This is a genomic window from Mesorhizobium sp. CA13 (assembly GCF_020165235.1).
Lineage (GTDB): Bacteria > Pseudomonadota > Alphaproteobacteria > Rhizobiales > Rhizobiaceae > Mesorhizobium.
The window spans coordinates 13,412-36,775 of record NZ_JAIUHS010000012.1; the positions used below are offsets into that span (position 1 = coordinate 13,412).

The following is a 23,364-nucleotide window of genomic DNA, read 5'->3' on the forward strand; positions in this document are numbered from 1 at the left end:
TTGACGGCACTGCGGGTGCCTCATGATCGGCCCGATCACAATCGGGACCCGAACCATGAGCGCAGTCTTTCCAGTCAATCCGGATGCCCGTTGGCGCAGCTACACGGCGGCAGCGGCGCAAACCGTCTTCTCGATCCCTTTTCCTTTCCAGGATGATGACGACATCGCCATCCTGAAAGTGGCGCTCGACGGCACGGTCACGACGCTGGCCCGGCCGACGCACTATATCGTCGCCGGCGCCGGAGAGCCCGCCGGCGGCAGCTTCGCTCTGACCGTGCCGGCGGTCGCCGGCGAAAAGTACATGCCGATCGGCAACGCCGTGCTCGAGCGTGTCCTCTCGATCGTGCGGGGCGGGCGCTACAAGTCGACCGCGACCGACGAGGATCTCGACCGACTGATGATCATCGCCCAGGAACATGAGCGGGAAATAGGCCGGGCACTCAAGGGGCCATACGGCGCCAACATCGACCTGCCTCCAGCTTCTCCTGATATGTTCCTCGGTTGGAACGAAACCGGCGACGCGCTTGAAAACAAACTGATGCAGCTTCTCGGCCTAGTCCAGGTCCTCAACGAAGCCGACATGCACTCGAACAGCCCGGCAAAAGTTCCGGCGCAGCAGAGCGTGAAGGCCTACAGCGACAACAAGGTCGCGTCGGTCAGCATCGCCCAATTTCAAGGCGACAACGACAGCCGGGTCGCGCAAGCCGTCGCATTGGCAGCACCGAACGGGATGATCAATGTTCCGGCCGGAGACTACGCGGTTGAAACGCCCCGTTCGGAGCTGATGGCGCTTGGCTCTACTGGCAACGGCGTGATGCGGCTTCCGTCTGGCGAGAAAATGAACCGGCGCGTTGTCGAGAAAAACGGGATCTGGAATTATAAAGCGCTGTGGTACGCGCACTATCGCATGTCAACCGCAGGGCGACTGCACATTGTGCTGCACGGCGATAGCACCGTTGAGGGCGGACCGTGGATAACGCATCCGTTCTATCCGGAAGACATATTGCGGGCAGAACTTCTGGATGCCGGCTTGCCCGCTGTTTATGTGTCGAACTTCGGCAAGGGCGGCACGATCATCGGGGGTCTCGGCTTTACCGATAAGACCGGCTGGGTGTCCGGCGTGAGCAACCCGGCCCTGGAGCCGACTGGAAACCCCTGGTTCTACGACGCCACCATTCATCCCAACGGCGCGTGGGACCCTGACACGTTCTTCTTCGGGTACAAAGGCCCCGTCGATATGGTCGTCATCAAGTATGGCGTCAATGACGCGGCGTTGCGCGACGCATCGATATACAGGACCGGTGTGCGTGCGGCGCTCGCCACTGCTCGCGCTCATTACGGCCCGTACATGTCCCTTGTCCTAGCCTCACCGAATGTCATCACCGACAGCTATGGCACCGATGGCGGGATACACAATCGGGACGAAGCATGGGTGGAAAGTATCTGTGAGATCGAGAAAGAGGCGTGCTTGGACTATCAGGCCGCTCGCTACGACACATACTCTGCTTTCAAGGCACGTGATCCTGATGATGCCTTCTGGCTGGACAGTTTGGCGAGTGCAGGGCCGCCGTATCGCGCAGATGCCGGCGTCCATCCGGGGAACAACTACAATGCCTGGATTTGGGGCGGCCTTGCCAAAGCGATAGCTGACCCCGGCATCATGGCGGCTATACGACGGAACTCCTACCGCTGGATCAGCGAGATCAACACCGGATACGCTCCGCTTAAGGCGTCGTTGCCGCAGGACTTTGGGCACTTCGGGACGGAAGGCACCGTTACCCTTGGCACGTCAGATTGGTTGGAAAAGCCGGGCGCTCAAACAACCGAACGCGCGCCCAGCGGAGTTGTCCGACAGGAGGAATGGGGAGCAGCAAGCCTAGTCGGTCGCGTTCGTTACGGCAACGCGGCTTCTTGGTCCCCGGACTTCATTGTGGGCACAAAGGACTCGAACCCCGTTCCGGGTGCGAAATTTGCTCTCGATGCTGGCTCGCCAGCCCGTGTAGTGCAGATGGGGCGTTTCCTTACCATCGAGGGAGGGTTCAATTTCGTCGGGTCCGGCAGTGTGGCCGTAGGCGACATTCTCTGCACAACGCCTCTCCACCCAAGGCGGCAGACTTCCGTGATCATAAGCTTTCCAGGTGTCGGAAATGTACCGGCGCTTTGGAACGCGGCTGGCACTATTACGGCTAATCCAGCGGCTCCGTTGGCGATTGGCGGAACATCTTACTGCGGGGTATCAGCCTTGGCGGTGGCGTAGCTAGCCCTGCACTGGGCCAGCATCGCATCGAAGGTCGCGCCTGTCGGGGCTGTAGTGGCGTTCATGCTTATGAGGGCGTCGCTGCCACAGAGGGCATCAACGTGCCTTCCGGCGTTCAAATACCGACCGCTCCACCCGACCAAGACAGTGATGGCAAGGGCAACGGCAAAATATTCGAGCTTGGTCATGGCCGTCTATTTGCCCCCCCCCCAGTATGGTTGTCCGATCGAGTTGACGATACTAGCGGTCCGCTATCCTGCCCGCAACCATAGGAGGTTTCGGGCATGGATGGCAATTTCTCGCTCGCTCTGGCGCTGGTGCTCAAATCCGAAGGCGGCTGGTCGGACAATCCGGCGGATCCGGGCGGCGCCACCATGAAGGGCGTGACGCTCGCCAACTTCCGCCGCTATGTGAAGGCCGACGCCAGCAAGGCCGACCTGCGCAATATCTCAAACGACCAGGTGGCGACGGTCTACCGCCGTTTCTATTGGGACGCCGTCGTCGGCGCCGAGCTGCCGGCCGGCGTCGATTACGCCGTGTTCGACTTCGCGGTGAACAGCGGCCCGGGCAGGGCAGCGAAATACTTGCAGGGCGTCGCCGGCGTCACCCAGGACGGTCGCATCGGACCGGCGACGCTTGCCGCCGTGCGCGCCAAGCCGGCCAGCGTTATCATCGACGATCTCTGCGACGCCCGCATGGGCTTCCTGCAACGACTGCCAACCTGGCCGACTTTCGGCAAGGGCTGGTCCAGCCGCGTGGCCGGCGTGCGCAAGCAGGCCGTTCTCATGACGTCCTTGCCCGCCAGCGCGCCCGTCCAGCCACCGCCAGCACCCGCGGGCGCAGCGCCGGCGCCCAAGGCGCAGCCTTCGCCTCCAGGGCCGCCTGTGCCCGTCCAGGCGCCGGCATCTGCCAACTGGCTGGTGAGGCTCATCAACGCGATCGTAGCGATCATTTTCCGGAGGAAGGTATGACCGGCCTGATCATCCGCATCGCCCTGCGCTACGCCGCTGGCGTCCTGGTGGCGCGCGGTCTGCTCGGCGCCGACGACGCCGCGTCGTTCTCCGCTGACCCTGATGTCCAGCTGGCGATCGAGGCCGGCGCCGGCGTCGTGATCGGCGCGGCTGTGGAAGGCTGGCATTACCTCGCACGCCGGTTCGGTTGGGAGCACTGACGTGGGCGCGCTTTTGCTATCGCTGATCGCCAAGCTATGGCCTTACATCATGATCGGCCTCGCCGCCGTGTTCGGCCTGGTCCGCGCCTGGTACAAGGGCAAGGCCGACCAGAAGGCGGCGCAGGCCGCAGCGGAGGCCAAAGCGCGCGACATCGCCGACCAGGTCGACAACGATGTCGGCGCCCTGCCGGCCGACAAGGTGCGCCAGGAGCTCAAGACATGGGAAAAGTGATCGTGCTGCTGCTGCTCGGCGCGCTTTCGGGCTGCGTCACGGCCGCCGGCGATTTCTGCGCCGTCTCCTCGCCGCAGCGGATCTCGGCCGCGGCCGTCGACCAGCTCACCGACGCCCAGGCCCGGGCGCTGCTGGCGCACAATCGCAAGGGCCAGCAACTTTGCGGATGGAAGCCCTGACGTGCAGATCGACTGGACCATCAATCTTTCGCATCTTCTGACGATCGCCTTCGCGATCGCCGGCGGCATTGCCGCATGGATCACGCTGCGCTGGCGCGTCGCCGCGCTCGAGGTGGCCAACACACGCCACGAGAAAGCGCTTGAGGCGCAGCACAACGCCACGAACATGGCGATCGCCGCCATGCAGGGCAGCTTGAAGATCATCCAGGATCGCATCGAGGATGTGCGCTCCAAGAGCGCTCATGAGCTCGCCGAGTTCAAGCTCGACGTCGCCAAGCACTACGCCGGCTATGCCGCGCTGCGCGACATGGAGGCGCGCCTGGTGAAGGCGATCGACGAGCTCGGCGAGCGGCTGGAGAAGCTGTCCGAAGACCGGATAAGCTTTGGGAAAACCCGCTGATTTTTCGCGGAAATCCCACGTGGCCAAAACCTAAGTGGTTGATTTCACTATGCGCCCTGTCTTCTCTTAATCAGCGGGTCCACAGTTCAATCCTGTGCGCACCCACCAAATTCTTCAAAGACTTGGTGGAAAGACCCTGAATAGGCCGGTTCAATTGCCGCGCTCGTTCATCAGTGTTTGGCTGCTTTCGCCGCCCGGCCGCCTTTGGCCAGGAGAGTTGTAGGACTTTGCAGCTTGGTCAAAGACTACGATTGGCCGCGCCGAAAAACGCGGCTCAGAAACCTGCCGAACCGAAAAGCCATGCCGTTGTCAGCGCTCCGACCGTCGCCGGCATCAATGGCGGCCTTTCCGCCTGAGAAATCGCTGATGAGCCACCAGAAGAAAACCAGGAAAACAACGAGAATTGCGGTGTCGATCGGGCCATAAGTTGAATATTCACTGTGCCGAAGCACACCAGCAAGCAGCACGGCGATAGTCACAGCAGCGGCAACCGGGTGAAACTTTTTCATCCACCAGATCTATTCGAGAATCGCTACAACCGGAAGATGTCACTTCTCCGACACGCCCGCCTCGGCAAAGCTTGCCATGCCAGCATGGCACTCCAGCGCCGAGCGGACGATGTTGACGGCGAGGCAGGCGCCGGAACCTTCGCCGAGCCGCATGCCGAGGTCGAGCAGCGGCGGCAGGCCGAGGGCTTCGAGCAGGCCGCGATGACCTGACTCGGCGGAGACGTGGGCGGCGACGGTGTGAGCCAGGCCGGCCGGATGCAGCTTTGCCAAAGGCGCCGCGGCGGCGGTGCAGACGAAACCGTCGAGCAGCACCGGTATGCCCAGATGACGGGCGGCAAGCGTTGCGCCGAAGATGGCGGCGAGTTCGCGGCCGCCAAGTGCCGCGGCAACCCCCAGCGGGTCGGCAAGAATGGCGGCATGGCGCTTCAGGCCCGATTCGATGGCAACCACCTTGCGCATCAGGCCGGCATCGTCGATGCCGGTGCCGCGTCCGGTCCATTTTTCCGCACCGCCGCCGAACAGCGCCGCCGAGATCGCGGCGGCCGGCGTGGTGTTGCCGATGCCCATCTCGCCGAAGCAGACGAGATCGAGATCGTCGGTCACCGCATCGTAGCCGGCCGAGACGGCGGCAAGAAACGCCTTGTCGTCCATCGCCGGTGTTTGCGTGAAATCGCCGGTCGGATGGTCGAGATCGAGCGAAATGACGTCGAGTTCGGCGCCGGCGATGCGGGCGAGCTGGTTGATGGCCGCACCGCCGCCGGCGAAATTCGCCACCATCTGTACCGTGACTTCCGAAGGGTAGGCCGACACGCCCTGCGCGGTAACGCCGTGATTGCCGGCGAAGACGAACACCTTCACGCGGTCGAGCCTGGGCATGTCGCGGCGCTGCCAGCGCGCCAGCCACGCGGCTATGGTCTCGAGCCGGCCGAGGCTGCCTTGCGGCTTGGTCAGCGTGTCCTGGCGGCGGCCGACCGCGCTCGCGGCGGCGTCATCGCCATCAGGCAGGTCGAGGCAAGCGGCGCGCAATTCATGCAGTGATTTGAAGGGCATGGAAAGAAGTTCTCCGAGACAGAGTCAGGAAAGGGCGACAGTGGCGACGAGCAGCACCGCGATTTCGCTCACCTGCTGCAAGGCGCCGATCGTGTCGCCGGTCTGGCCGCTGATCTGGTTGAGGCAAAGCGCGTGGAAGGCGGCAAACAGCAGTCCAAGCAGGATAAGCGCCGCGATGGCGCCGCCGATCCCGAGCAGGAGGAGTGGGAGGGCGCCGAGCACGGCGCCGGCGATGGCGATTCCCCGCGAGACGGTGCCGGCGCCGGCCGAGAGGCCATCGTCGCGCGCCGGGGGCAAGAGATGCATGAAAGCGCCGAATACGCCGCGCGACGCCGCATGGGCGGCCAGGAGCGCGAAGAGGGCTTGTGTGGGATCGACGAATTCCGAGAGCGCGCTCCAGCGGATGAGCAGCGACAGCGCCAGTGCCATGGCGCCATAGGCGCCGATTCGGCTGTCGCGCATGATCTCCAACTTGCGGCCGCGCGTCTTGCCGCCGCCAAAACCGTCGGCGACATCGGACAGGCCGTCCTCGTGCAGGCAGCCGGTGGTGACCACGGTTGCAACCAGGGCAAGGGCTGCCGCCGGTCCCATGGCAAGGCCAAACCGTTCCGCCGTGGCAAAGACGATGGCGCCGATCAGGCCGACGACGAGGCCGGCGACCGGGGCGGCCCAGATCGCGGTGGCAAGGCTGCGGCCGCGAAAGTCAATGACGGGCAAGGGCAGCCTGGTGAAGAACACTAGGCAGAGGGCAATATCGCTGGGGATTTGCCGGGGCGAAAGGGTGACCTTCGGGAACTTCATGCCTCAGCCCCTTGCGATGGCATGGAAGAAGGTGCCGCTGACTTGGCCGCGCCGGTAGCCCGAGGCGCCGATCGGATTGCCTTGCCCGTCGGCGAGGTCGGCCAGGGGCTCGTCATTGCCGGCAGCAAGCATCTGCGCATAGTGGAATTCGTGCCCGCGGATCAACGCGCCCCGCGGGCCTAGCGGACAGTCGGCGTGCAGCCGCGCTTCGCGATAGCCGAGGTTCATCTTGCGCCTGGCGAAGCTGGTTGAATGGCCGAGCAGGCCGAGCATTTTGTGCGTTTCGCCAGATGCATCTTCCAGGGCCTCGCCAAGCACCATGAAGCCACCGCACTCACCATGGATGGGCTTCGTCCCGGCGAACCTTGCCATTCCTCTCCGAAAATTCGCAGCGGCGGCGAGACGGCCGGCGTGAAGCTCGGGATAACCGCCGGGCAGCCAGCAGACGTCGCAGCTGCCCTCAGGCGCCTCGTCCGCGAGCGGCGAAAACGGAACGATCTCCGCGCCGGCCTTGCGCCAGTAGGCCGCGACGTGCGGATAGAGGAAGGTGAAGGCGGCATCCTCGGCAAGTGCGATGCGCTGGCCGGGCGGCGGCAGCGCATCATCGAAGCCGCCTTTCGCAGGAGCGAGGGGGGTCGCCAGCCGCATTATCGCGTCAAGGTCGAGCGACTTTTCGGCCATGTCGGCCAGCCGGTCGAGATGCGCCATCAGGTCATCATATTCGCCGGCCTGGACGAGGCCGAGATGGCGCTCGGGCAAGTTGAGCGTGGGATCGCGCAGGATGGCGCCGACGACCGGCAGGCCGATCGCCTCGACGGCGTCGCCGGACAGCCGGCGGTGGCGCTCGCTGCCCAGCCGGTTGAGCACGACGCCCGCCATGCGCACATCCGGATCATAGGTGGCGAACCCCTTGGCGACGGCCGCCGCCGTGGTCGACTGACCGGAAACGTCCAGCACCAGCAGCACGGGCAGGCCGTAGAGCCGCGCCAGATCGGCCGCCGAACCGCTGCGCCCAGGCGCGGCCGGAATGCCGTCGAACAGGCCCATGGCGCTTTCGAGGATGACGAAATCGGCGTCGTCGGCGGCATTCACGGCCAGTGCGTTGAGCAGCGACGGCGACATCGCCCAGCTGTCGAGATTGACGCCGGACAGGCCGGTGGCGGCGGTGTGGAAGCCGGGATCGATGTAATCGGGACCGGACTTGGCGCCGCGCACTTTCAGGCCGCGCCGGGTGAGTGCGCGTAAAATACCGATGGTGACGCTGGTCTTGCCCGAGCCGGAGCGCGGCGCGCCGATGATGATCGCGCGAGCGGTCATGCCCCACCCGCCAGTGCCGCGCGCATGGCGACGATGCCGCCGACGACGATCAGCGCCGGCGCGGACAGGCCGGCGGCGGCGGCTTTCTCGGCGATGGTGGCCAGCGTGGCGACGACAATGCGTTCCTGCGGCGTCGTCGCGGCGACGATTACCGCGGCGGGTGTCGACGGCGCCAGCCCGCCATCGAGCAGTGCGGCCGATATTACGGGCAGATTGGCCATGCCCATGTAGACCACTACAGGCTGGCCGGTGCGCGCGATCGCGGCCCAGTCGAGATCGTCATCGGTACCGGCGGCATGGCCGGTCGCCAGGATCACCGCCTTGTTGATGCCGCGCATGGTGGCGGGGATGCCGGTGGCGGCCAGCGCGCTGAGGCCCGAGGTGAGGCCGGGCAGGACGCGGAACGGGATGTTTTCCCGCGCCAGGGCCAGCGCCTCTTCGCCGCCACGGCCGAAAATATAGGGATCGCCGCCCTTCAACCTGACGACGCGGCGGCCCTGGCGCGCCAGCCGGACCAGCAGGGCGGTTATGTCGTCCTGTTTCATCGAGGGTTTTCCGCCGCGCTTGCCGGCAAAGAAAAGCTCGGCGTTTTCGGCAACCGCGACGATGTCCGAGGAGACCAGCGCATCGTAGACCAGCGCATCCGCCTCACTCAGCGCCGCCAGCACTTCCAGCGTCAGGCAGCCGGGGTCGCCGGGGCCGGCGCCGACGAGCCAGACATGGCCGGGCTCAAGCGTCCGCGGCTTGAAGTTCAGCCGGGCAAGCGCCTGTTGGAGCGGGGCGTTTCCGCCGTTGTTTTTGGTGCTGCCGCTCACAATCCGTCCCGTCCGCGAAAACGCCTTTGGTAGTGGGCGTCGTACAATGAACTCTCGCCAAAACCTTCCGCCCCCAGCGAGCGGCCGACGAAGATGATGGCCGTGCGCTCCATCGGATCGACGGCCAGTTGTGCCTCGATGGTTTCCAGCGTGCCGGTCAGCACGCGCTCGTCCGGCCAAGAGGCACGGAAGACGACCGCCACCGGGCAATCGCCGCCATAGAGCGGCGTCAGCTCGGCGACGACGCGATCGACGGCGTGGATGGCTAGATGAATGGCAAGCGTGGCGCCGGTGCGGCCGAAGCCGGCCAGCGTTTCGCCAGGCGGCATTTTTGAAGCGCGGCCGGAGACGCGGGTCAGCACCAGGCTCTGCGCAACTTCAGGGATGGTCAGTTCGCGCCGCAGAGCAGCCGCCGCGGCAGCGAAAGAGGGGACCCCCGGCGTCAGCGTGTAGGGAACGCCGTGCTTCTCCAGCCGGCGGATCTGTTCGGCGACGGCGCTCCACACCGACAGGTCGCCGGAATGCAGCCGCGCGACATCATGGCCGGCTTTGTGGGCGGCCAGATACTCGGCTTCGATCTCGTCGAGCGACATCGGCGCGGTGTCGATCAGCTTCGTTCCCGGGGCGCAGTGCTGCAGCAATTCCGGCGCCACGATCGAACCGGCATGGAGGCAGACCGGGCAGCTTGCCAGCAGCCGCGCGCCGCGTAGGGTAATAAGGTCGGCGGCGCCGGGGCCGGCGCCGATGAAATGCACGGTCATGCCGCGTCTCCGCTGATGGCGATGGCGCAGGTGACCGGTCCGAGCACGGTGCGGGGTCCCAGCAGCCTGGCGCCTTCGCCGGCGACGGCCAGCGCCGATGCTTCGGAAACCGATGCTGTGCCGGCCAGATCCTGCGAGAGGCTGGAGTTGCTGAGCGCCTTCGTCGACGCTGCTTTAAGCACTGCTTCATCGACGACGATGACTGGAAGGTTGAGTGTGCGACCTGCGGCAGCGATCGCCTGTTCGTCTTTCTTGAGCGTGGCGGTGGCGAGCGACGAGAGCGCCGTCATCGCCAGTCCATGTGCTTCGAGCGCGGTTTCTATCGCGGCAAGCACGTCCTCGACGCTCACGCCCTTTCGGCTGCCGATGCCCGCGACCATCATGGCTTTATCCAACTCCATTGGGTGACCGGCATCGCCGGCCGCCAGGCCTGCATCGAACCGACAGGCGCGGCGCGGGATATGGCGATGCGGGTGAGATCGCCCCCGAGCTCGGTATGACGGGCAAGAAGCAGCGTCTCCATTTCCAGCGTCACGGCATTGGCCACGAGCCGGCCGCCCGAGCGCAGCGCCTTGATGGCGGCGGCCAGCACGCCGGCATCGCTGCCGCCGCCGCCGATGAAAATGGCGTCGGGTGTCTCGAGCCTTGCAAGCGCCTTGGGTGCGCTGCCTTCCACCACGATGAGGCCGGGAACGCCGCAGGCAGCAGCGTTGTGGCCGATGCGGGCGGCGCGGATCGGGTCGGCTTCGATGGCAACAGCGCGCATCGAAGGATGGGCGAGCATCCATTCGATGCCGATGGAACCGGAGCCGGCGCCAATATCCCACAGCAATTCGCCGCGCCTCGGCGCCAGCGCCGAGAGCGTGACGGCGCGGATGTCATGCTTGGTGATCTGGCCGTCATGGTCGAACAGGTGGTCGGCGAGGCCTGATGTCAGCGGCAGGATACGCGCATCCGGACCAGATTCGATTTCGATGGCCAGCACATTGAGCGGATTGATGTTTTCGAGGTCGAACGCATCGGCTCGGGCCGAGCGCAGGTTCTCCTTTGACCCGCCAAGCGCCTCCAGGACCGTCAGCCGCGAGGCGCCGAAATCAAGCTCGGTGAGCAGACGGGCGATCGCCACTGGTGCATCGGCATCGGATGTCAGGGCCAGGATGCGTGCGTTGGGTTGCAGCAATGGACGGATCAGGTCGATGGGGCGGCCATGCAGCGAGACCGTTTCGATGTCCTGCAGCGCCCAGCCCAGGCGAGCGGCCGCCAGCGAAATGGCCGACGGCGCGGGAATGACATGCATCTCCCGCGGCTTGACCTTGCGGGCGAGGGTGACGCCGACGCCGTGGAAAAAGGGATCGCCGGAAGCAAGGACGCAGACGGGCTTGCCGGCGAATGCCAGCACGTCGTGCATCTCGGTATCGAAAGGAACCGGCCAGGGACGCGGATCGCCCTTGGCGAACGATGAGACGAGCGCCAGATGCCGCTTGCCGCCGAAGATGATTTCCGCATCGGCAATCCGCTGCTTGGCCTCGTCGCCGAGACCCGCTACACCGTCCTCGCCGATGCCGACGATCGTGAGCCATTTCTGGTTGAGCTTGGCGCCGCGCGGACCCTTAGCAGGCATGATGACCCACCGCATTCTGATCCTCGGCGGAACCACCGAAGCCCGGCAACTGGCTGGAAGCCTGGCCGCCACCGGTCACTCGGTGATGCTGTCGCTGGCGGGCCGCACCGAAAGCCCGGTGGCGCAGGGGGTCCCGGTGCGCAGTGGAGGGTTTGGCGGTGCTGAAGGGTTGGCCGCATATCTCAGGGAGACGGGCACGGACCTGCTGATCGACGCCACGCATCCCTACGCGGCGCGAATCTCCGCCAATGCGGCGCAAGCCGCGCGCATAGCCGGGATTCCGATCGTCGCGCTGCGTCGTCCCGGCTGGGAGCCTGTCGAGGGTGATCGCTGGACGCTGGTCGACACGCCAGGGGATGCGGTGCAAGCACTTGGATCGGCGCCGCGCCGTGTTTTCCTGGCACTCGGCCGGCAGGAGGTCGCGGCTTTTGAGGCCGCGCCCCAGCACCACTATCTCATCCGCAGCGTCGATCCGGTTGAGCCGCAACTGGCAGTGCCCGATGCCACCTACCTGTTGGCGCGCGGGCCGTTTCGCGAGGCGGAGGAGCGCGCGCTGCTCGAACGGAACGGCATCGACATCGTCGTGTCCAAGAACAGCGGCGGCGCGGCGACCTATGGCAAGATCGCCGCGGCGCGGGGGCTCGGCCTCGACGTGGTCATGGTGCGCAGGCCTGCGCTGCCGGAGATTCCTTCGGCTGCGACCGTCGACCAGCTTGCCAACATGGTCGATCATCTTGTCGAGCCTGCCGCGGAGCGCGGCGTGTAGACCAGCGCCGGCCTGTCGCCGCGCCTGATGATCCGGGTTTCCGGCGAGCCGATGATGATGCAGGTTGCCATGTCCGCCTTGTCGGCATCGGCATCCGCCAGCAGGAACACCTCGATGCGCTCGTCCGGCCGGCCTGCGGCGCGGCCGAAGATGACGGGCGTGGTGCCAGGCAGAATGGCCTTCAGACATTCGAAGGCGCGGCCAAGCTGCCAGGGGCGCGCCTTGCTGATCGGATTGTAGAGCGCGATGACGAAGCCGGCGCCGGCGGCCGCCAGCAGGCGCAGTTCGATCAGGTCCCATGGCTTCAGATTGTCGGACAGCGAGATGGCGCAGAAATCATGGCCGAGCGGTGCCCCGATGCGGGCAGCGACAGCGAGCATGGCGGTGACGCCAGGCACGATTGCGAGGTCGATGGCGCGCCATTCGGAGGGGCCGGCTTCGATCGCCTCGCAGACGGCCGCCGCCATGGCGAAGACGCCTGGATCGCCCCCGGAGACGACGGCGACATGGTGACCTTCGGCCGCTTTCGCCAGCGCCTCGTTGGAGCGGGCAAGTTCTTCGCGATTGTCGGAGGCGATGCGGGTCTGGTCCGGGCGCAATTCCAGCCGGTCGAGATAGGGCTTGTAGCCGTAGAAGTAGTTTGCCTCGAAGACGGCTTGGCTCGCTTGCGGCGTCACCTGATCGGCGTTGCCGGGTCCGAGCCCGATGACGGTGAGGCGGCCGCTCATGCGCCACCCGCCGGCGCGACGGGGCGTCCGGACCAGCCGGCGACGAGCACGATGGCGAAATAAGGCGCCTTGTCGTCCGGCTTGTCGGCGAGCCGCATCGAGACGCTGCCCGGCATGGTGCCGCGCTCGACATAGACGGCGCGGGTCAGCTTGCCGGTGGCCTCCAGCGCCCGTCGGATTTTGGGCAGGTTGCGGCCGACCTTCATGATGACGGCGGCATCGGTGTCGGCGAGGCGCCGGGTCAGTTCGAACTCGCTCATCGTGCCCGGCAGCACGGTCAGCACGTCGTCGCCCTGGACGATCGGCAGGCCGGTCGCCGACCAGCAGCCCGACATGGCGGTAACGCCGGGAATGACCTCGGTCGGAAAACGATGGGCGAGGCGCACATGCAGATGCATGTAGGAGCCGTAGAAGAGCGGATCGCCTTCCGACAGCACGGCGACCATCCTACCGGCATCCAGATGACCGGCAACGGTCTCGGCGGACTCCCCGTAGAAGGCCGATATCTGCGCGCGGTAGTCGTCGTGATCCTTGTCGATCTCCGTGGTCACGGGATAGAGCAGCGGCAGTTCCAGCATGTCGGGCCGGAAGCGCGTTTCGACGATGGCGCGCGCATTGCTGTTGTTGCCGCGCTTGGCGAAATACGCCACCACATCGGCCTCGGCCAGGGCACGCGCGGCCTTCAGCGTCAACAGTTCGGGGTCACCGGGACCGGTACCGACGCCGACCAGGCGGCCCCTTGAGCCGGTTTTGGGGAGCGCGTTCACAGTCCGGGCCTCGCCAGGGAATTGAGGGCTGCCGCGGTCATGGCGCTGCCGCCAAGCCTGCCGCGCACGATCGCATAGGGTACGCCGTAGGAATTCTGCGCCAGCGCGTCCTTCGATTCGGCGGCACCGACGAAGCCCACCGGCATGCCGATGATGGCGGCCGGTTTCGGCGCACCGTCGCGCAGCTTTTCCAGGAGATAGAAGAGTGCGGTCGGCGCGTTGCCGATGGCGACGACCGAACCGGCCATGCGCTCGCCCCACAGGTCGATCGCGGCGGCAGAACGGGTGTTGCCGATCGTCCTGGCGATTTCATGCGTGCGCGGATCGCGCAGCGTGCAGATCACCTCGTTGCCGGCAGGCAAGCGGGCGCGGGTGACGCCGTGCGAGACCATTTCGGCGTCGCAGAAGATCGGCGCGCCGGCGGCAAGCGCGGCCCGTGCGGCGGCAACGAAATCGCTGGAGAAGACAAAATTCTTGGCGGCTTCCACTTGGCCGCAGGCATGGATCATGCGGATGGCGACATCGGCCTCTGCTTCGGAAAAGCGCGCGAGATCAGCCTCGGCGCGGATAATGGCAAAGGAGCGTTCATAGATCGCCGTGCCGTCGTGGATGTAGTCGTAGGCGGCCATTGTCATTCCTGTCGATAAGCCTCTGCGATTGCCGCCGGCCCGAGCCTTGCCAGGCAGGCGGCGGCGGTCTCGCCCTGATAGCGTGCGCTGCGGATTGTCGCCGCGACGCGGCCGATGCCGCGCGCGGCGTCATAGCCCGGCCTGTAGCCGGCAGGAAGGGCCTTTGCCGTCGCGTTCACGACAAGTCCGGCTCCATTTTCGCCGCCGACTATCGTGAGCGCCGCCGGGCCGGGATGCGCGCAACCCTTGGCGCAGCCCGAAACATGCAAGGTGAAGTCGAGACTATCGGCGTTTTCGGTGGCGATCGCCTCGGCGATGTCGCGCGTGGCGATGCGACCCGAGGCGCAAGCCGGCGCACCGGGACAAACAGCGATGCGCGTGCGCGGGTCCGTGGGAGAGGTGACGAAGCCGAGGGCGGCGGCGGTGTGTTGGAGGGAGAGATTGGCGGCTGGTGGCTGGCCGAGGAAGAGCAGGGCGCGGCGCGGGGCGAGGCGGATTTCTGACGTGCCGAGGGTGAGGGCGTTTTTTGTGAGGTCGATGATCTTGTCCGCCGGCATGCTGCCGTAGGGGAGGCCGATGCCGAGGGTGAAAGTGTCGCCTGCTAAGGGGAAAAGGCCGATAGGTTTGCGCGAGGTGCCCCCCTCTGTCCTGCCGGACATCTCCCCCACGAGGGGGGAGATTATGCTGTCACCGATGGTTTCGCCAATCTCCAGCGTTATTAAGGAGGAGACAGCGTCGAAGCTGCCGATCTCCCCCCTTGAGGGGGAGATGTCCGGCAGGACAGAGGGGGGCGCCACAGAATGCCAGCTTGCGAGCGAGGCCAACTGCCGCGCCGATAAATCCCGTGTGTGTGCCTCGCGGCCTTTCTCGGCGACCATCCTGAGCGCAGCGACGGCAATATCGCGCGCGGCATCGTCTTCTACTGTGACAAGCAGCCTTGCACTCCGCCCGTCACCGGAAACCGAAACCCGCCACCGGATACCCGCATTAGCGCTCACCGCAACAAGCCGCACATCTGCCACAACAGCATCCATCGTCAGTTGCCCGCCGCCGTCGACGACCACCGAAACCTTCGGCCCCAGCCGTTGCGCCAGCCCGGCTTCGTCGGTCGCCACCCGGATCCGCTCCGCCAAAGGGAGAGGATCAGCGACCTCATGCGGATCGATGCCAGCCAGTGGTCCGGTCTCCACTGGTACGCCAGTGCGGACCACAATGCCCAGTGCATCGACTTCCTTCGCCAGCAGGGTGGCACTTTCCGCAGTCAATCCGCGTATTTGCAAGCTGCCGCGCGCTGTCACTTCCATGATGCCGTTGCCGTGCCGCAGGGCGGATTCTGCCAGCCCGATCAGAAGTTTCGGCGACAATCCGCCAGAAGATGGGCCTCCGGCGACCGGGTTGAGCCGTACCAGCAGGCCGTCGCCGGTCTGCATCGGCGCCGAAAGGGCCGGGCAGGCGCCGCGGCGCGTGTAGGCGTTCATGCCGCCACTCCTTGGGCTTCGGCAATCAGTGCCGCGAGATCGTCGTCGATCGAATTGCGCAAGGGATGCCACAGGCCCCGCCGGCGCGCCGACAGGAGGCGTTCGGCGATGGCCTTCGCGGCGGCCGGGTTTTCGCGCAAGATGAAGGCGCGGACGTCCGCATCGCCAAGATAGGCATCATGCACGGCCTCTAGCAGCGCACCCGGTATGGCCTGCGTGGTTTCGGCGAAGCCTACCAGCCGGTCGACCGTTTCGGCGAATTCCGAGGCGCCGCGCGGGCCGTGACGCATCTGGCCCGCTATGAAGCGGGCATTGACGGCGCGGGCGCGCACGACGCGCGTCACGGCCTCACAGAGCGAGCGCGGCTTCGGCCTTTGCGGATCCGTCGTGTCCAGCACGATGACGTCGGCATTCCTGCCAAGCGCTGCCAGAGCGGCTGAAAAGCCGCCGATAAAGGCGACATCGGCGGAGCCTTCGAGAATGTCACGGCCGGGATCGTCGCCGGTGTGGACGAGAAGATCGGCTTCGGCGATGCGATTCTCGAAAGCGCCGGGCGCGGCGATCCCCTCACCGCCCGCGCCGCCATAGGCGTGCGATGTGGCATCGAGATAGGCGCGGCCGATCTCCTCGCGCGCCACCCAGTCGCCGCTCGACAGGATTTCCTCGACGCCGGCGCCATAGGTGCCGGGCGAGGTGCCAAAGATGCGCGGGCTGATCTTGCCGTCGGCGCGGGTCCTTGCGGCGAGCGGATTTTCCCAATCGTCTTCGTCGCGGGCGGCAACGGCGTTGGCAGCGGCATCGATCAGCGCGATCTGGGTCGGGAACATGTCGCGGAACAGGCCCGATATGCGCCAGGTGACGTCGACGCGCGGGCGGCCAAGCGCTGCCGGTGCCAACACCTCGATGCCGGTGACGCGGCCGGTGGCAGTGTCCCATTGCGGCCGGCAGCCCATCAGCGAAAGCCCCTGAGCGATCTCCTCGCCGCCGGTGCGCAAAGACGCCGATCCCCAGAGGTCCGTCACCAGCGAGCGCGGCCAGTCGCCATGCGATTGCATATAGGCGCGCACCACTTCCTCGGCGGCGGCCTTGCCGATCTCATAAGCGGTCGGCGTCGGCATGGCACGCGGGTCCGATGTGAACAGGTTGCGGCCGGTGGGCAGAACATCGGAGCGGCCGCGCGCGGGCGCGCCGGCCGGACCTGCCGTGACGTGGCGGCCGTCGAGCGCGTCGAGAAGGGCGGCCTTTTCGGTCTTGGCGCTTTGCCGGCGCATAAGGTCGGGCTCGTCCTCGGGCGAGCGGCCGTAGACATGCAGCCCGTCCTTGATGGCGAAATCCTTGAGGTCGCAGAGCCAGGCATCGATGCGGCGCAGGGCCTCGTCCGGCGCGTCGGTGCGGGCAACGCCGGCCTCCGCGGCGAGGCCCGTCGTCTGCGCGGTTTCGACGATCAGCCTGGCCAGACGGTCGCGGCGGCGGCGGTCGAGCCCGTCGGCCTGGGCGTATTCATCGACCAGCCGTTCGAGCCTGTGCTGGTTCTCGTCCAATCCGGCGCCGGTCAGCGGCGGCGGCAGATGGCCGAGCGTGACGGCGGCGATCCGCCGCTTCGCCTGCGCCGCCTCGCCAGGATTGGAGACGATAAAGGGATAGATCACGGGCAGGGGGCCGGTGACGATCTCGGGGAAGCAGCTTTGCGAAAGCGCAACCGTCTTGCCCGGCAGCCATTCCAGCGTGCCATGCGCGCCGACATGGATGAGCGCATGGACGCCGAGCGATTTGCGCAGCCACAGGCCGAAGGCGAGCAACGCATGGCGCGGCGGCAGCGTCGGGTCGTGATAGTCGGCGCGGCGGTCGGCCGAGCGGCCGCGATCCGGGGCGAGGGCCACGGTGATGTTGCCGAAGGTTGCGGTGCGGAAGGGGAAGCGCTTTTTGCTTGATAGCGAAGGTTGGCGCGAGGCGCCCCCCTCTGTCCTACCGGACATCTCCCCCTCAAGGGGGGAGATTGGCGGCTTCGCCGTCGTTGCCCATTCTCTAACGTTGGAGATTGGCGAAAGCGGAGATGACAGCTCAATCTCCCCCCTTGAGGGGGAGATGTCCGGCAGGACAGAGGGGGGCGCCTCGCGCAAACCTGTCTCGTCTTCCGCTTTGCCCCATGCGGCTTCGACCGCAGCGATTGCCGCTGTCGGCAGCCCCCTTGAGAAGTCGAGATAGTCGTCCAGTTCCAGCCCGTCGCTGCTCAACTCCAGCAAATCCAGCAATTCCCGCGGCGTCTTCGGAATCCCATCAACCGCATAGCCCTGTTCCTTCAGGTCTTGCAGCATGGCCAGCACACTGGAGGGCACATCCAGCCCAACGGCATAGCCGGTGCGGCCTGGCGCGCTGGGATAATCCGGGATCAGAATCGCAAGCTTGCGTTCCGCACGAGGCGTCTCCTGCAGCGTGATGAACGCCGCCATACGGTCAGCCACTTGCCCGACACGATCCGGTTCCGGCCGGTTGGCGAAGGCGCGGTGGCCGAGCGCCGGGTCGGTCTCGCTTTCGCCCTTGAACGAAATGGCGCCGGCGAGGATGCGGCCGTCGAGTTCGGGCAGCACGACATGCATGGCAAGGTCGGCCGGCGCCAGCCCACGCTGGTTCGTTTCCCAGACGTCGCGGCGGGTGGTGGCGACGATGACCTGGAAGACGGGCACGCCGGCGCGGTCGAAGAGGGTTTCGACGCCGGGTTCGGCGCCGGAAGCGAAGGCGGTCGCCGTGATGATGGCGGCGGGCTTGAGCTGGGCAATCGCGGTCTCGACAAACGCCAGGGATTCCGGGTCTTTAAGGCTGGAGACAAAGAAGGGGACGGGGAGCATGCCGCGCTGCCGTAGCGCATCGAAAAGCGCGTCGATCGGCGCGACATCGGCGGCGAGCAGCATTGAGCGGTAGAAGAGGATGGGCACGACCTTTCCCTCCCCATCGAGGGAAGGGTGGCCCGCAGGGCCGGGTGGGGTCGGTGCGACTGGGTTCCGCGCCTCTTTAAGTCGGCGCACTTCAGAGGCGACCCCACCCCCGGCCTGCGCCCGAACCCTTCCCTCGAGCGGGAGGGGGACGACGCCGCGACCCGGCTCGTAGTAACCCGCCTTCGGCACGTTGACGGGCTCGGCCACCGCCGCATCCGATCCCGCCAACCGCGCCAGCCGGCGCACCAGCGCGCTCATATTGGCCGGGCCGCCCTCGCGGAAATAATTGAGCAGCCCGTCCAGTTCCTCGCGCGGCAGCGTCGAGGCTTCGATCAGCCTGATATCCTCGTCATGGCTCTCGCCGGGCAGCAGCGCCAGCTTTATGCCGCGCTCGCGGGCAACCACGGCCAACTGGTCGCAGCCGTAGCGCCACCACTCGTAACCGCCGAGAATACGCACCAGGACGACTTTGGCGTGACGGGCGACGCTGTCGATCCAGAGGTCGACGGACATGGGGTGGCGCAGGTCGCGTAGCGCGGCCAGCCGCATCGTGGGCAGCCGATCGGCGTCGCCTTTCCAGGCCGCCGCCAGTCCGGCTAGGTCGCTGTCGGTGAAGGACAGCGCCACCATATCCGCCGGCGTCTGCCGCAGATCGACCGGCTCGGCGAGATCGTCGAGCGAGGCGGATGTGGTGGCGAGGATGTGCATCGCGATCGGTGTTGCGTCAGCCGGCGAGGATATGCTCGATCGCCGGGCGGTTCAGCCCCTTGAGGCCGATGACGACCAGGCGCGAGCGGCGGTCGTCGTCAGCCGTCCAGGCGCGGTCGTAGTAATGATTGACGCGCGGACCGACCGCCTGCAGCAAAAGCCGCATCGGCTTGCCGCCGACCTCGACGAAGCCTTTCACCCGCAGCACGTTTTCCTGTTCGGCGGCGGTCGCGACCCGCTTTGCCAGGTCGTCCGGGTTGGCGATCGAGGGAATGTCGACGATGAAGGTGTCGAAGTCGTCATGCTCGTGGTCGAAGGCGCCGTCATGATGGGACTTGCGGTTCTCGATGTCGTCCTCGACGGCGAGGCCCAGCCCGAGCAGCACGGACGGATCGACCTTGCCATGAGCCGTCGGCACAACCTTCACGGCGCGAGCGGAGTGTTCGCCAATGATGGCGTTGGCGCGAGCCGAACCTGCGGCATCCATCAGGTCGCTCTTCGACAGGATGATGAGGTCGGCGCAGGCGATCTGGTCCTCGAACACCTCCTCGACCGGGTCGTCATGATCGAGGCTCTCATCCTCGGCGCGCTGCGCCCGCAGGGCGTCCATGTCGTTGGCGACGCGCCCCTCCGCCAATGCCGGACCGTCGACCACGGCGATCACACCGTCGACCGTCACGCGGCTCTTCACCGTCGGCCACTGGAAGGCCTGGACCAGCGGCTTCGGCAAAGCCAGGCCTGAGGTTTCGATCAGGATGTGGTCGACCTTCGGCCTCAGCGACAGGATCTGGTCGAGCGCCGGGACAAAATCGTCGGCGACGGTGCAGCAGATGCAGCCATTGGCCAGTTCGACGATGTTTTCCTCCGGGCAGGTGTCGATGCCGCAGCCCTTGAGGATCTCGCCGTCGATGCCGATGTCGCCGAATTCGTTGACGATGATGGCGATACGCTTGCCGCCCGCGTTTTCCAGGAGGTGGCGGACCAGCGTGGTTTTGCCGGCACCCAGGAAGCCGGTGACGACGGTACAGGGGACGCGGGAGAGAGTGGCGGCGGAAACTGCGGCGGTCATGGTCAGTCCTTCAACAGGTCAAGGGGTGGAATGCGGGCCACGAGGCCGCGCTTGAGGGAATCGGGCCGGCCACGCCAGGGGATAAGGCCGTCGGTCGAAGTGGCGAAAAGTTTCGCGCCGGTGACGAGGTCGGCGCCACTGGCGATGTTCAGGTCGCCGAAGACATAACTCCAGCAGCCGTCGCGAAGGATCGCAGCACTGAGGCGGCGCTTGCAGTTGCCAAGGCATTCGACCGTGCGGACGCGGACATTGTCGGCCGTTGCGGCTTGGCGCGTGTCTTGAGCCAAAACTTCGCCGGCGCGGGGATGGGCATCGGAACCGGTCTCGTCGCGGCAGGAAGCGCAGACGATGACAGTGACGCCGGCCAAGGCGTCGCTATCGCCAGACAAAATGTCCGCTGTTTCAGCCGGGAAACTGCTGTCGCGTTCCAAATCGGGCTCCTTGCCCGGAAAACCCGCCGGGCGATCGGATTCTTATGTCTCAGACGGCAGGTCTCCTGGCTCGCGGGTCATCGCCTTCGTGCCGCCTTCCCGGGACCGTCCCAGTGGTTTTCGGCCTTGGCTCGTCGCTTACAGTTGCGGGGACAGCCGCGGATTTGAAATCGAGATTTCGCACCGCATTCCCTCTTGGCTCCTCCCTTTGCCGAGAGGAGACCGTCTGGAAGGGATTTAGGCTCTTGCAGGCGGCGGTGTCAACGCGCGTCTACGACACGGCAATGTCAGCGAGCGGCTGCCCAAGGTCGCCGGCGGGCGTAACCTCAATCCGTTCGAGGCCGAGCCAGCCCTGCATCTGCGTCAATTCCTGGAAGAGTTGCGCGGCGGTCTCAGGCGGCGCGCTCGGCTCGGCATAGGCCGCGTGGACGCGTAGCACGCCGGCCGGCCGGTCGGCCTTGAGGTCGACGCGCGCCACGATCCTGTCGCCGAGCAGGAAGGGCAGGACGTAATAGCCGTATTGCCGCTTTTCGGCAGGGGTGTAGATTTCTATGCGGTAGTGAAAATCGAACAGCCGCTCCGTGCGCGAGCGCTCGAAGACGACCGGATCGAACGGCGCCAGCAGGGCGCGGGCCTCGATCCTGCGGGGAATGCGGGCCTCCTTGTGGAGGTAAGCCGGTTTGTTCCAACCCTCGACACGCACCGGCACCAGCTCGCCTGTTTCAACCAGTTCCTCCAGCCGGCCCTTCATGTCGGCCGGCGACAGGCGGAAATAGTCGCGCAGGTCGCTTGCTGTCGCGACGCCATGGGCGCGGGCGGAGATCCGCAGCAATTCCCGATGCGCGTCCTCGGCTGATGGCACCGGCAGATCGAGGATTGCCTGCGGCAGCACGCGCTCGGGCAGATCATAGAAGCGTTCGAAGCCACGGCGGTGCGCGGTGGTGATGCGTCCTGCCCAGAACAGCCATTCGAAGGCATGCTTGGCGTGGCTCCAGCCCCACCAGCCGCCGGATCCTTTCTGGCCTTCGAGCGCGGACGCAGCTATCGGACCGCGCTCCGCGACCTCGCGGTAGATCTCTTCTATATAGGCGGCGTGCTCACGGCCCCATTTGGCCAGTCCCAGGTACATTTCATCGCCGCGCTCGGCGCGCTGCATGCGCCAACGCATCAACGGGTAGGTCTCGACCGGCAGGAACGAGGCCTCGTGGGCCCAGTACTCGAACACCGTGCGCTTGCGCGTGACGGCGGCGTTGTCGAGCAAGGTGAACGGGTAGGGGCCAAGGCGCGAATAGAGCGGCATATAATGAGCGCGCACCACAGCGCTGACGGAATCGATCTGCAGCAGGCCGGTACGCGAGAGCACACGGGCGAAGTGGCGTCGGTCGGGCGTGCCGGCGGGGCGGGGATCAGTGAACCCTTGGGCGGCGAGCGCGATGCGCCGGGCCATGGCGAGCGAGATCTTTTCCTTCATTCGGATGCGACTCTGAGGCTTGTTGAGCGTCGTTCGGACAGTTGATTCCAGCGATGCTAGCAGGGTTTTGGCGGCAACTCTGTCAGGAGAGAAAAGTGGAGTAAAAAGCGAAGGAAATCAAACAAGAGCGGATCGGACCAGTTTCTTCCCTTATGCCGTCCAGGCCGGTGTTTTGAACAAGGTTTGACTTGCTTCGCCGGAAGCCCTGCGCTAACCCTCGCCGCGTTGCAGCAAAGGCCCCTTAAAACGGTTCAGCGGTTAAACTGTCACGCTTCCGCAATAGGGTCTGGTGCTGTAATCAAAATGGATTGGCGCCAACGGAAAGCCGCAGCATGAACGCACTTCTCAGTTCGTACCTGCCCATCGTCCTGTTTATCGCAGTGGCGGCGGCTGTCGGCGTTGCGCTTATCGTGGCGCCGTTCCTGGTGGCCTATCGCAATCCCGACCCGGAAAAGCTTTCCGCCTACGAATGCGGGTTCAACTCGTTCGATGACGCCCGCATGAAGTTCGACATCCGCTTCTACCTTGTGTCGATCCTGTTCATCATCTTCGACCTGGAAGTGGCCTTCCTGTTTCCGTGGGCGGTGTCTTTCTCGAAAATCGGCATGCTCGGTTTCTGGTCGATGATGGTGTTTTTGGCGGTGCTGACCATCGGCTTTGCCTATGAATGGAAAAAAGGAGCGCTCGAATGGGATTGAGCGACAGTTCCGGCACGCTCGTCGCGCCGAAGCCCAAGGGTCTGATCGATCCCAATACCGGCAGGCCGGTTGGGTCCGATGATCCGTTTTTCCTCGAGATCAACGACGAACTCGCCGACAAGGGCTTTCTCGTCACCTCGACCGAAGCGCTGATCACCTGGGCGCGCAGCGGCTCGCTGATGTTCATGACCTTCGGCCTCGCCTGCTGCGCCGTCGAGATGATCCACACCTCGATGCCGCGCTACGATTCGGAGCGGTTCGGTGTTGCTCCTCGCGCGTCTCCGCGCCAGTCCGACATCATGATCGTTGCCGGCACGCTGACCAACAAGATGGCTCCGGCGCTGCGCAAGGTCTACGACCAGATGCCGGAGCCGCGCTACGTCATCTCGATGGGCTCCTGCGCCAATGGCGGTGGCTATTACCACTATTCCTATTCGGTAGTGCGCGGCTGCGACCGCATCGTGCCGGTCGACATCTATGTGCCCGGCTGTCCGCCGAGCGCCGAAGCGCTGCTCTATGGCATTCTTCTGCTCCAGAAGAAGATCCGCCGCACCGGCACGATCGAACGGTAAA

At 65.7% G+C, this 23,364-nt stretch carries 25 protein-coding genes and 1 riboswitch; of the genes, 9 read left to right on the top strand and 16 right to left on the bottom strand.

The window, feature by feature from the left end; genetic code table 11:
* Positions 1–55 precede the first annotated feature (55 nt).
* The 6 genes from LB566_RS23490 (at position 56) to LB566_RS23515 (ending at position 4,239) form a co-directional block, all read left to right on the top strand.
* Positions 56–2,257 carry an SGNH/GDSL hydrolase family protein gene (locus LB566_RS23490; protein WP_224627671.1) on the top strand — a complete coding sequence of 734 codons (2,202 nt, stop codon included), beginning with the start codon at positions 56–58 and terminating at the stop codon, positions 2,255–2,257.
* A 284-nt stretch (positions 2,258–2,541) separates the two neighbouring features.
* A complete protein-coding gene (locus tag LB566_RS23495; RefSeq protein WP_224627672.1) occupies positions 2,542–3,228 on the top strand; it encodes a glycoside hydrolase family 108 protein in 687 nt (228 codons plus the stop codon).
* The gene (locus tag LB566_RS23500; protein WP_224627674.1) at positions 3,225–3,428 is read left to right on the top strand and encodes a hypothetical protein; all 204 of its coding nucleotides are present in this window, start codon (positions 3,225–3,227) and stop codon (positions 3,426–3,428) included. The genes LB566_RS23495 and LB566_RS23500 overlap by 4 nt, the downstream gene beginning before the upstream one ends.
* Position 3,429: 1 nt before the next feature.
* Positions 3,430–3,660 carry an ABC transporter permease gene (locus tag LB566_RS23505; protein ID WP_224627683.1) on the top strand — a complete coding sequence of 77 codons (231 nt, stop codon included), beginning with the start codon at positions 3,430–3,432 and terminating at the stop codon, positions 3,658–3,660.
* Complete coding sequence (locus LB566_RS23510; RefSeq protein WP_224627686.1) at positions 3,648–3,839, top strand: hypothetical protein; 192 nt, start codon at positions 3,648–3,650, stop codon at positions 3,837–3,839. Before LB566_RS23505 ends, LB566_RS23510 begins: the two co-directional genes overlap by 13 nt.
* A gap of 1 nt (position 3,840) precedes the next feature.
* Positions 3,841–4,239, top strand: a complete 399-nt coding sequence (locus LB566_RS23515) for a hypothetical protein (protein WP_224627688.1) — start codon at positions 3,841–3,843, stop codon at positions 4,237–4,239.
* A gap of 245 nt (positions 4,240–4,484) precedes the next feature.
* Here LB566_RS23515 and LB566_RS23520 read toward each other — a convergent pair whose 3' ends face one another.
* From LB566_RS23520 to cbiE, 8 genes are read right to left on the bottom strand one after another with little or no spacing between them, the layout of a single operon-like run.
* On the bottom strand, positions 4,485–4,748 hold the full coding sequence (locus LB566_RS23520) for a hypothetical protein (protein ID WP_224627698.1): 264 nt from the start codon (positions 4,746–4,748) through the stop codon (positions 4,485–4,487).
* Positions 4,749–4,787: 39 nt separating this feature from the next.
* The gene (gene cobT, locus LB566_RS23525; RefSeq protein ID WP_224627708.1) at positions 4,788–5,798 is read right to left on the bottom strand and encodes a nicotinate-nucleotide--dimethylbenzimidazole phosphoribosyltransferase; all 1,011 of its coding nucleotides are present in this window, start codon (positions 5,796–5,798) and stop codon (positions 4,788–4,790) included.
* A gap of 24 nt (positions 5,799–5,822) precedes the next feature.
* Positions 5,823–6,599 (bottom strand): adenosylcobinamide-GDP ribazoletransferase, encoded by a 777-nt coding sequence (cobS, locus tag LB566_RS23530; protein WP_140553597.1) that lies wholly within the window; start codon positions 6,597–6,599, stop codon positions 5,823–5,825.
* 3 nt (positions 6,600–6,602) lie between these two features.
* Entirely contained in the window at positions 6,603–7,916 is a 1,314-nt protein-coding gene (locus tag LB566_RS23535) for a cobyrinate a,c-diamide synthase (protein WP_224627711.1), read from the bottom strand.
* Positions 7,913–8,731 (bottom strand): uroporphyrinogen-III C-methyltransferase, encoded by an 819-nt coding sequence (gene cobA, locus LB566_RS23540; RefSeq protein ID WP_224627713.1) that lies wholly within the window; start codon positions 8,729–8,731, stop codon positions 7,913–7,915. The genes LB566_RS23535 and cobA overlap by 4 nt, the downstream gene beginning before the upstream one ends.
* Positions 8,728–9,492 (bottom strand): precorrin-4 C(11)-methyltransferase, encoded by a 765-nt coding sequence (gene cobM / locus LB566_RS23545; RefSeq protein WP_224627714.1) that lies wholly within the window; start codon positions 9,490–9,492, stop codon positions 8,728–8,730. The genes cobA and cobM overlap by 4 nt, the downstream gene beginning before the upstream one ends.
* Positions 9,489–9,875 (bottom strand): cobalamin biosynthesis protein, encoded by a 387-nt coding sequence (locus tag LB566_RS23550; RefSeq protein WP_140639114.1) that lies wholly within the window; start codon positions 9,873–9,875, stop codon positions 9,489–9,491. Before LB566_RS23550 ends, cobM begins: the two co-directional genes overlap by 4 nt.
* Entirely contained in the window at positions 9,872–11,113 is a 1,242-nt protein-coding gene (gene cbiE / locus LB566_RS23555; protein WP_224627717.1) for a precorrin-6y C5,15-methyltransferase (decarboxylating) subunit CbiE, read from the bottom strand. The genes LB566_RS23550 and cbiE overlap by 4 nt, the downstream gene beginning before the upstream one ends.
* Before the next feature lies 1 nt (position 11,114).
* Between cbiE and LB566_RS23560 the strand changes: the two genes are divergently transcribed.
* On the top strand, positions 11,115–11,879 hold the full coding sequence (locus tag LB566_RS23560) for a cobalt-precorrin-6A reductase (protein ID WP_224627719.1): 765 nt from the start codon (positions 11,115–11,117) through the stop codon (positions 11,877–11,879).
* Here LB566_RS23560 and LB566_RS23565 read toward each other — a convergent pair.
* The 8 genes from LB566_RS23565 to LB566_RS23600 all read right to left on the bottom strand — a co-directional run bounded on the left by LB566_RS23565 (position 11,843) and on the right by LB566_RS23600 (position 22,093).
* Positions 11,843–12,607: a precorrin-3B C(17)-methyltransferase gene (locus tag LB566_RS23565; protein WP_224627721.1), complete on the bottom strand. Its 765-nt coding sequence runs from the start codon at positions 12,605–12,607 to the stop codon at positions 11,843–11,845. The genes LB566_RS23560 and LB566_RS23565 overlap by 37 nt on opposite strands.
* Positions 12,604–13,374: a precorrin-2 C(20)-methyltransferase gene (locus LB566_RS23570; protein ID WP_224627722.1), complete on the bottom strand. Its 771-nt coding sequence runs from the start codon at positions 13,372–13,374 to the stop codon at positions 12,604–12,606. Before LB566_RS23570 ends, LB566_RS23565 begins: the two co-directional genes overlap by 4 nt.
* Complete coding sequence (locus LB566_RS23575) at positions 13,371–14,003, bottom strand: precorrin-8X methylmutase (protein WP_224627726.1); 633 nt, start codon at positions 14,001–14,003, stop codon at positions 13,371–13,373. The genes LB566_RS23570 and LB566_RS23575 overlap by 4 nt, the downstream gene beginning before the upstream one ends.
* Positions 14,004–14,005: 2 nt before the next feature.
* Entirely contained in the window at positions 14,006–15,481 is a 1,476-nt protein-coding gene (gene cobG / locus LB566_RS23580) for a precorrin-3B synthase (RefSeq protein ID WP_224627728.1), read from the bottom strand.
* Positions 15,478–19,122 carry a cobaltochelatase subunit CobN gene (locus LB566_RS23585; protein ID WP_224627730.1) on the bottom strand — a complete coding sequence of 1,215 codons (3,645 nt, stop codon included), beginning with the start codon at positions 19,120–19,122 and terminating at the stop codon, positions 15,478–15,480. The genes cobG and LB566_RS23585 overlap by 4 nt, the downstream gene beginning before the upstream one ends.
* Positions 19,123–19,138: 16 nt before the next feature.
* A complete protein-coding gene (gene cobW / locus LB566_RS23590) occupies positions 19,139–20,191 on the bottom strand; it encodes a cobalamin biosynthesis protein CobW (protein ID WP_224627732.1) in 1,053 nt (350 codons plus the stop codon).
* Between the two features lie 2 nt (positions 20,192–20,193).
* Entirely contained in the window at positions 20,194–20,622 is a 429-nt protein-coding gene (locus LB566_RS23595; RefSeq protein WP_224627735.1) for a DUF1636 family protein, read from the bottom strand.
* Positions 20,623–20,659: 37 nt separating this feature from the next.
* Positions 20,660–20,864, bottom strand: a riboswitch (cobalamin riboswitch).
* A gap of 29 nt (positions 20,865–20,893) precedes the next feature.
* Complete coding sequence (locus LB566_RS23600; RefSeq protein ID WP_224627737.1) at positions 20,894–22,093, bottom strand: winged helix-turn-helix domain-containing protein; 1,200 nt, start codon at positions 22,091–22,093, stop codon at positions 20,894–20,896.
* Positions 22,094–22,425: 332 nt separating this feature from the next.
* Here LB566_RS23600 and LB566_RS23605 point away from each other — a divergent pair, with 332 nt between their 5' ends.
* Together LB566_RS23605 and LB566_RS23610 are read left to right on the top strand one after the other, a co-directional pair.
* On the top strand, positions 22,426–22,791 hold the full coding sequence (locus tag LB566_RS23605) for an NADH-quinone oxidoreductase subunit A (RefSeq protein WP_140495575.1): 366 nt from the start codon (positions 22,426–22,428) through the stop codon (positions 22,789–22,791).
* Entirely contained in the window at positions 22,782–23,363 is a 582-nt protein-coding gene (locus LB566_RS23610; RefSeq protein WP_140553622.1) for a NuoB/complex I 20 kDa subunit family protein, read from the top strand. Before LB566_RS23605 ends, LB566_RS23610 begins: the two co-directional genes overlap by 10 nt.
* The last annotated feature ends 1 nt before the right edge of the window (position 23,364 follow it).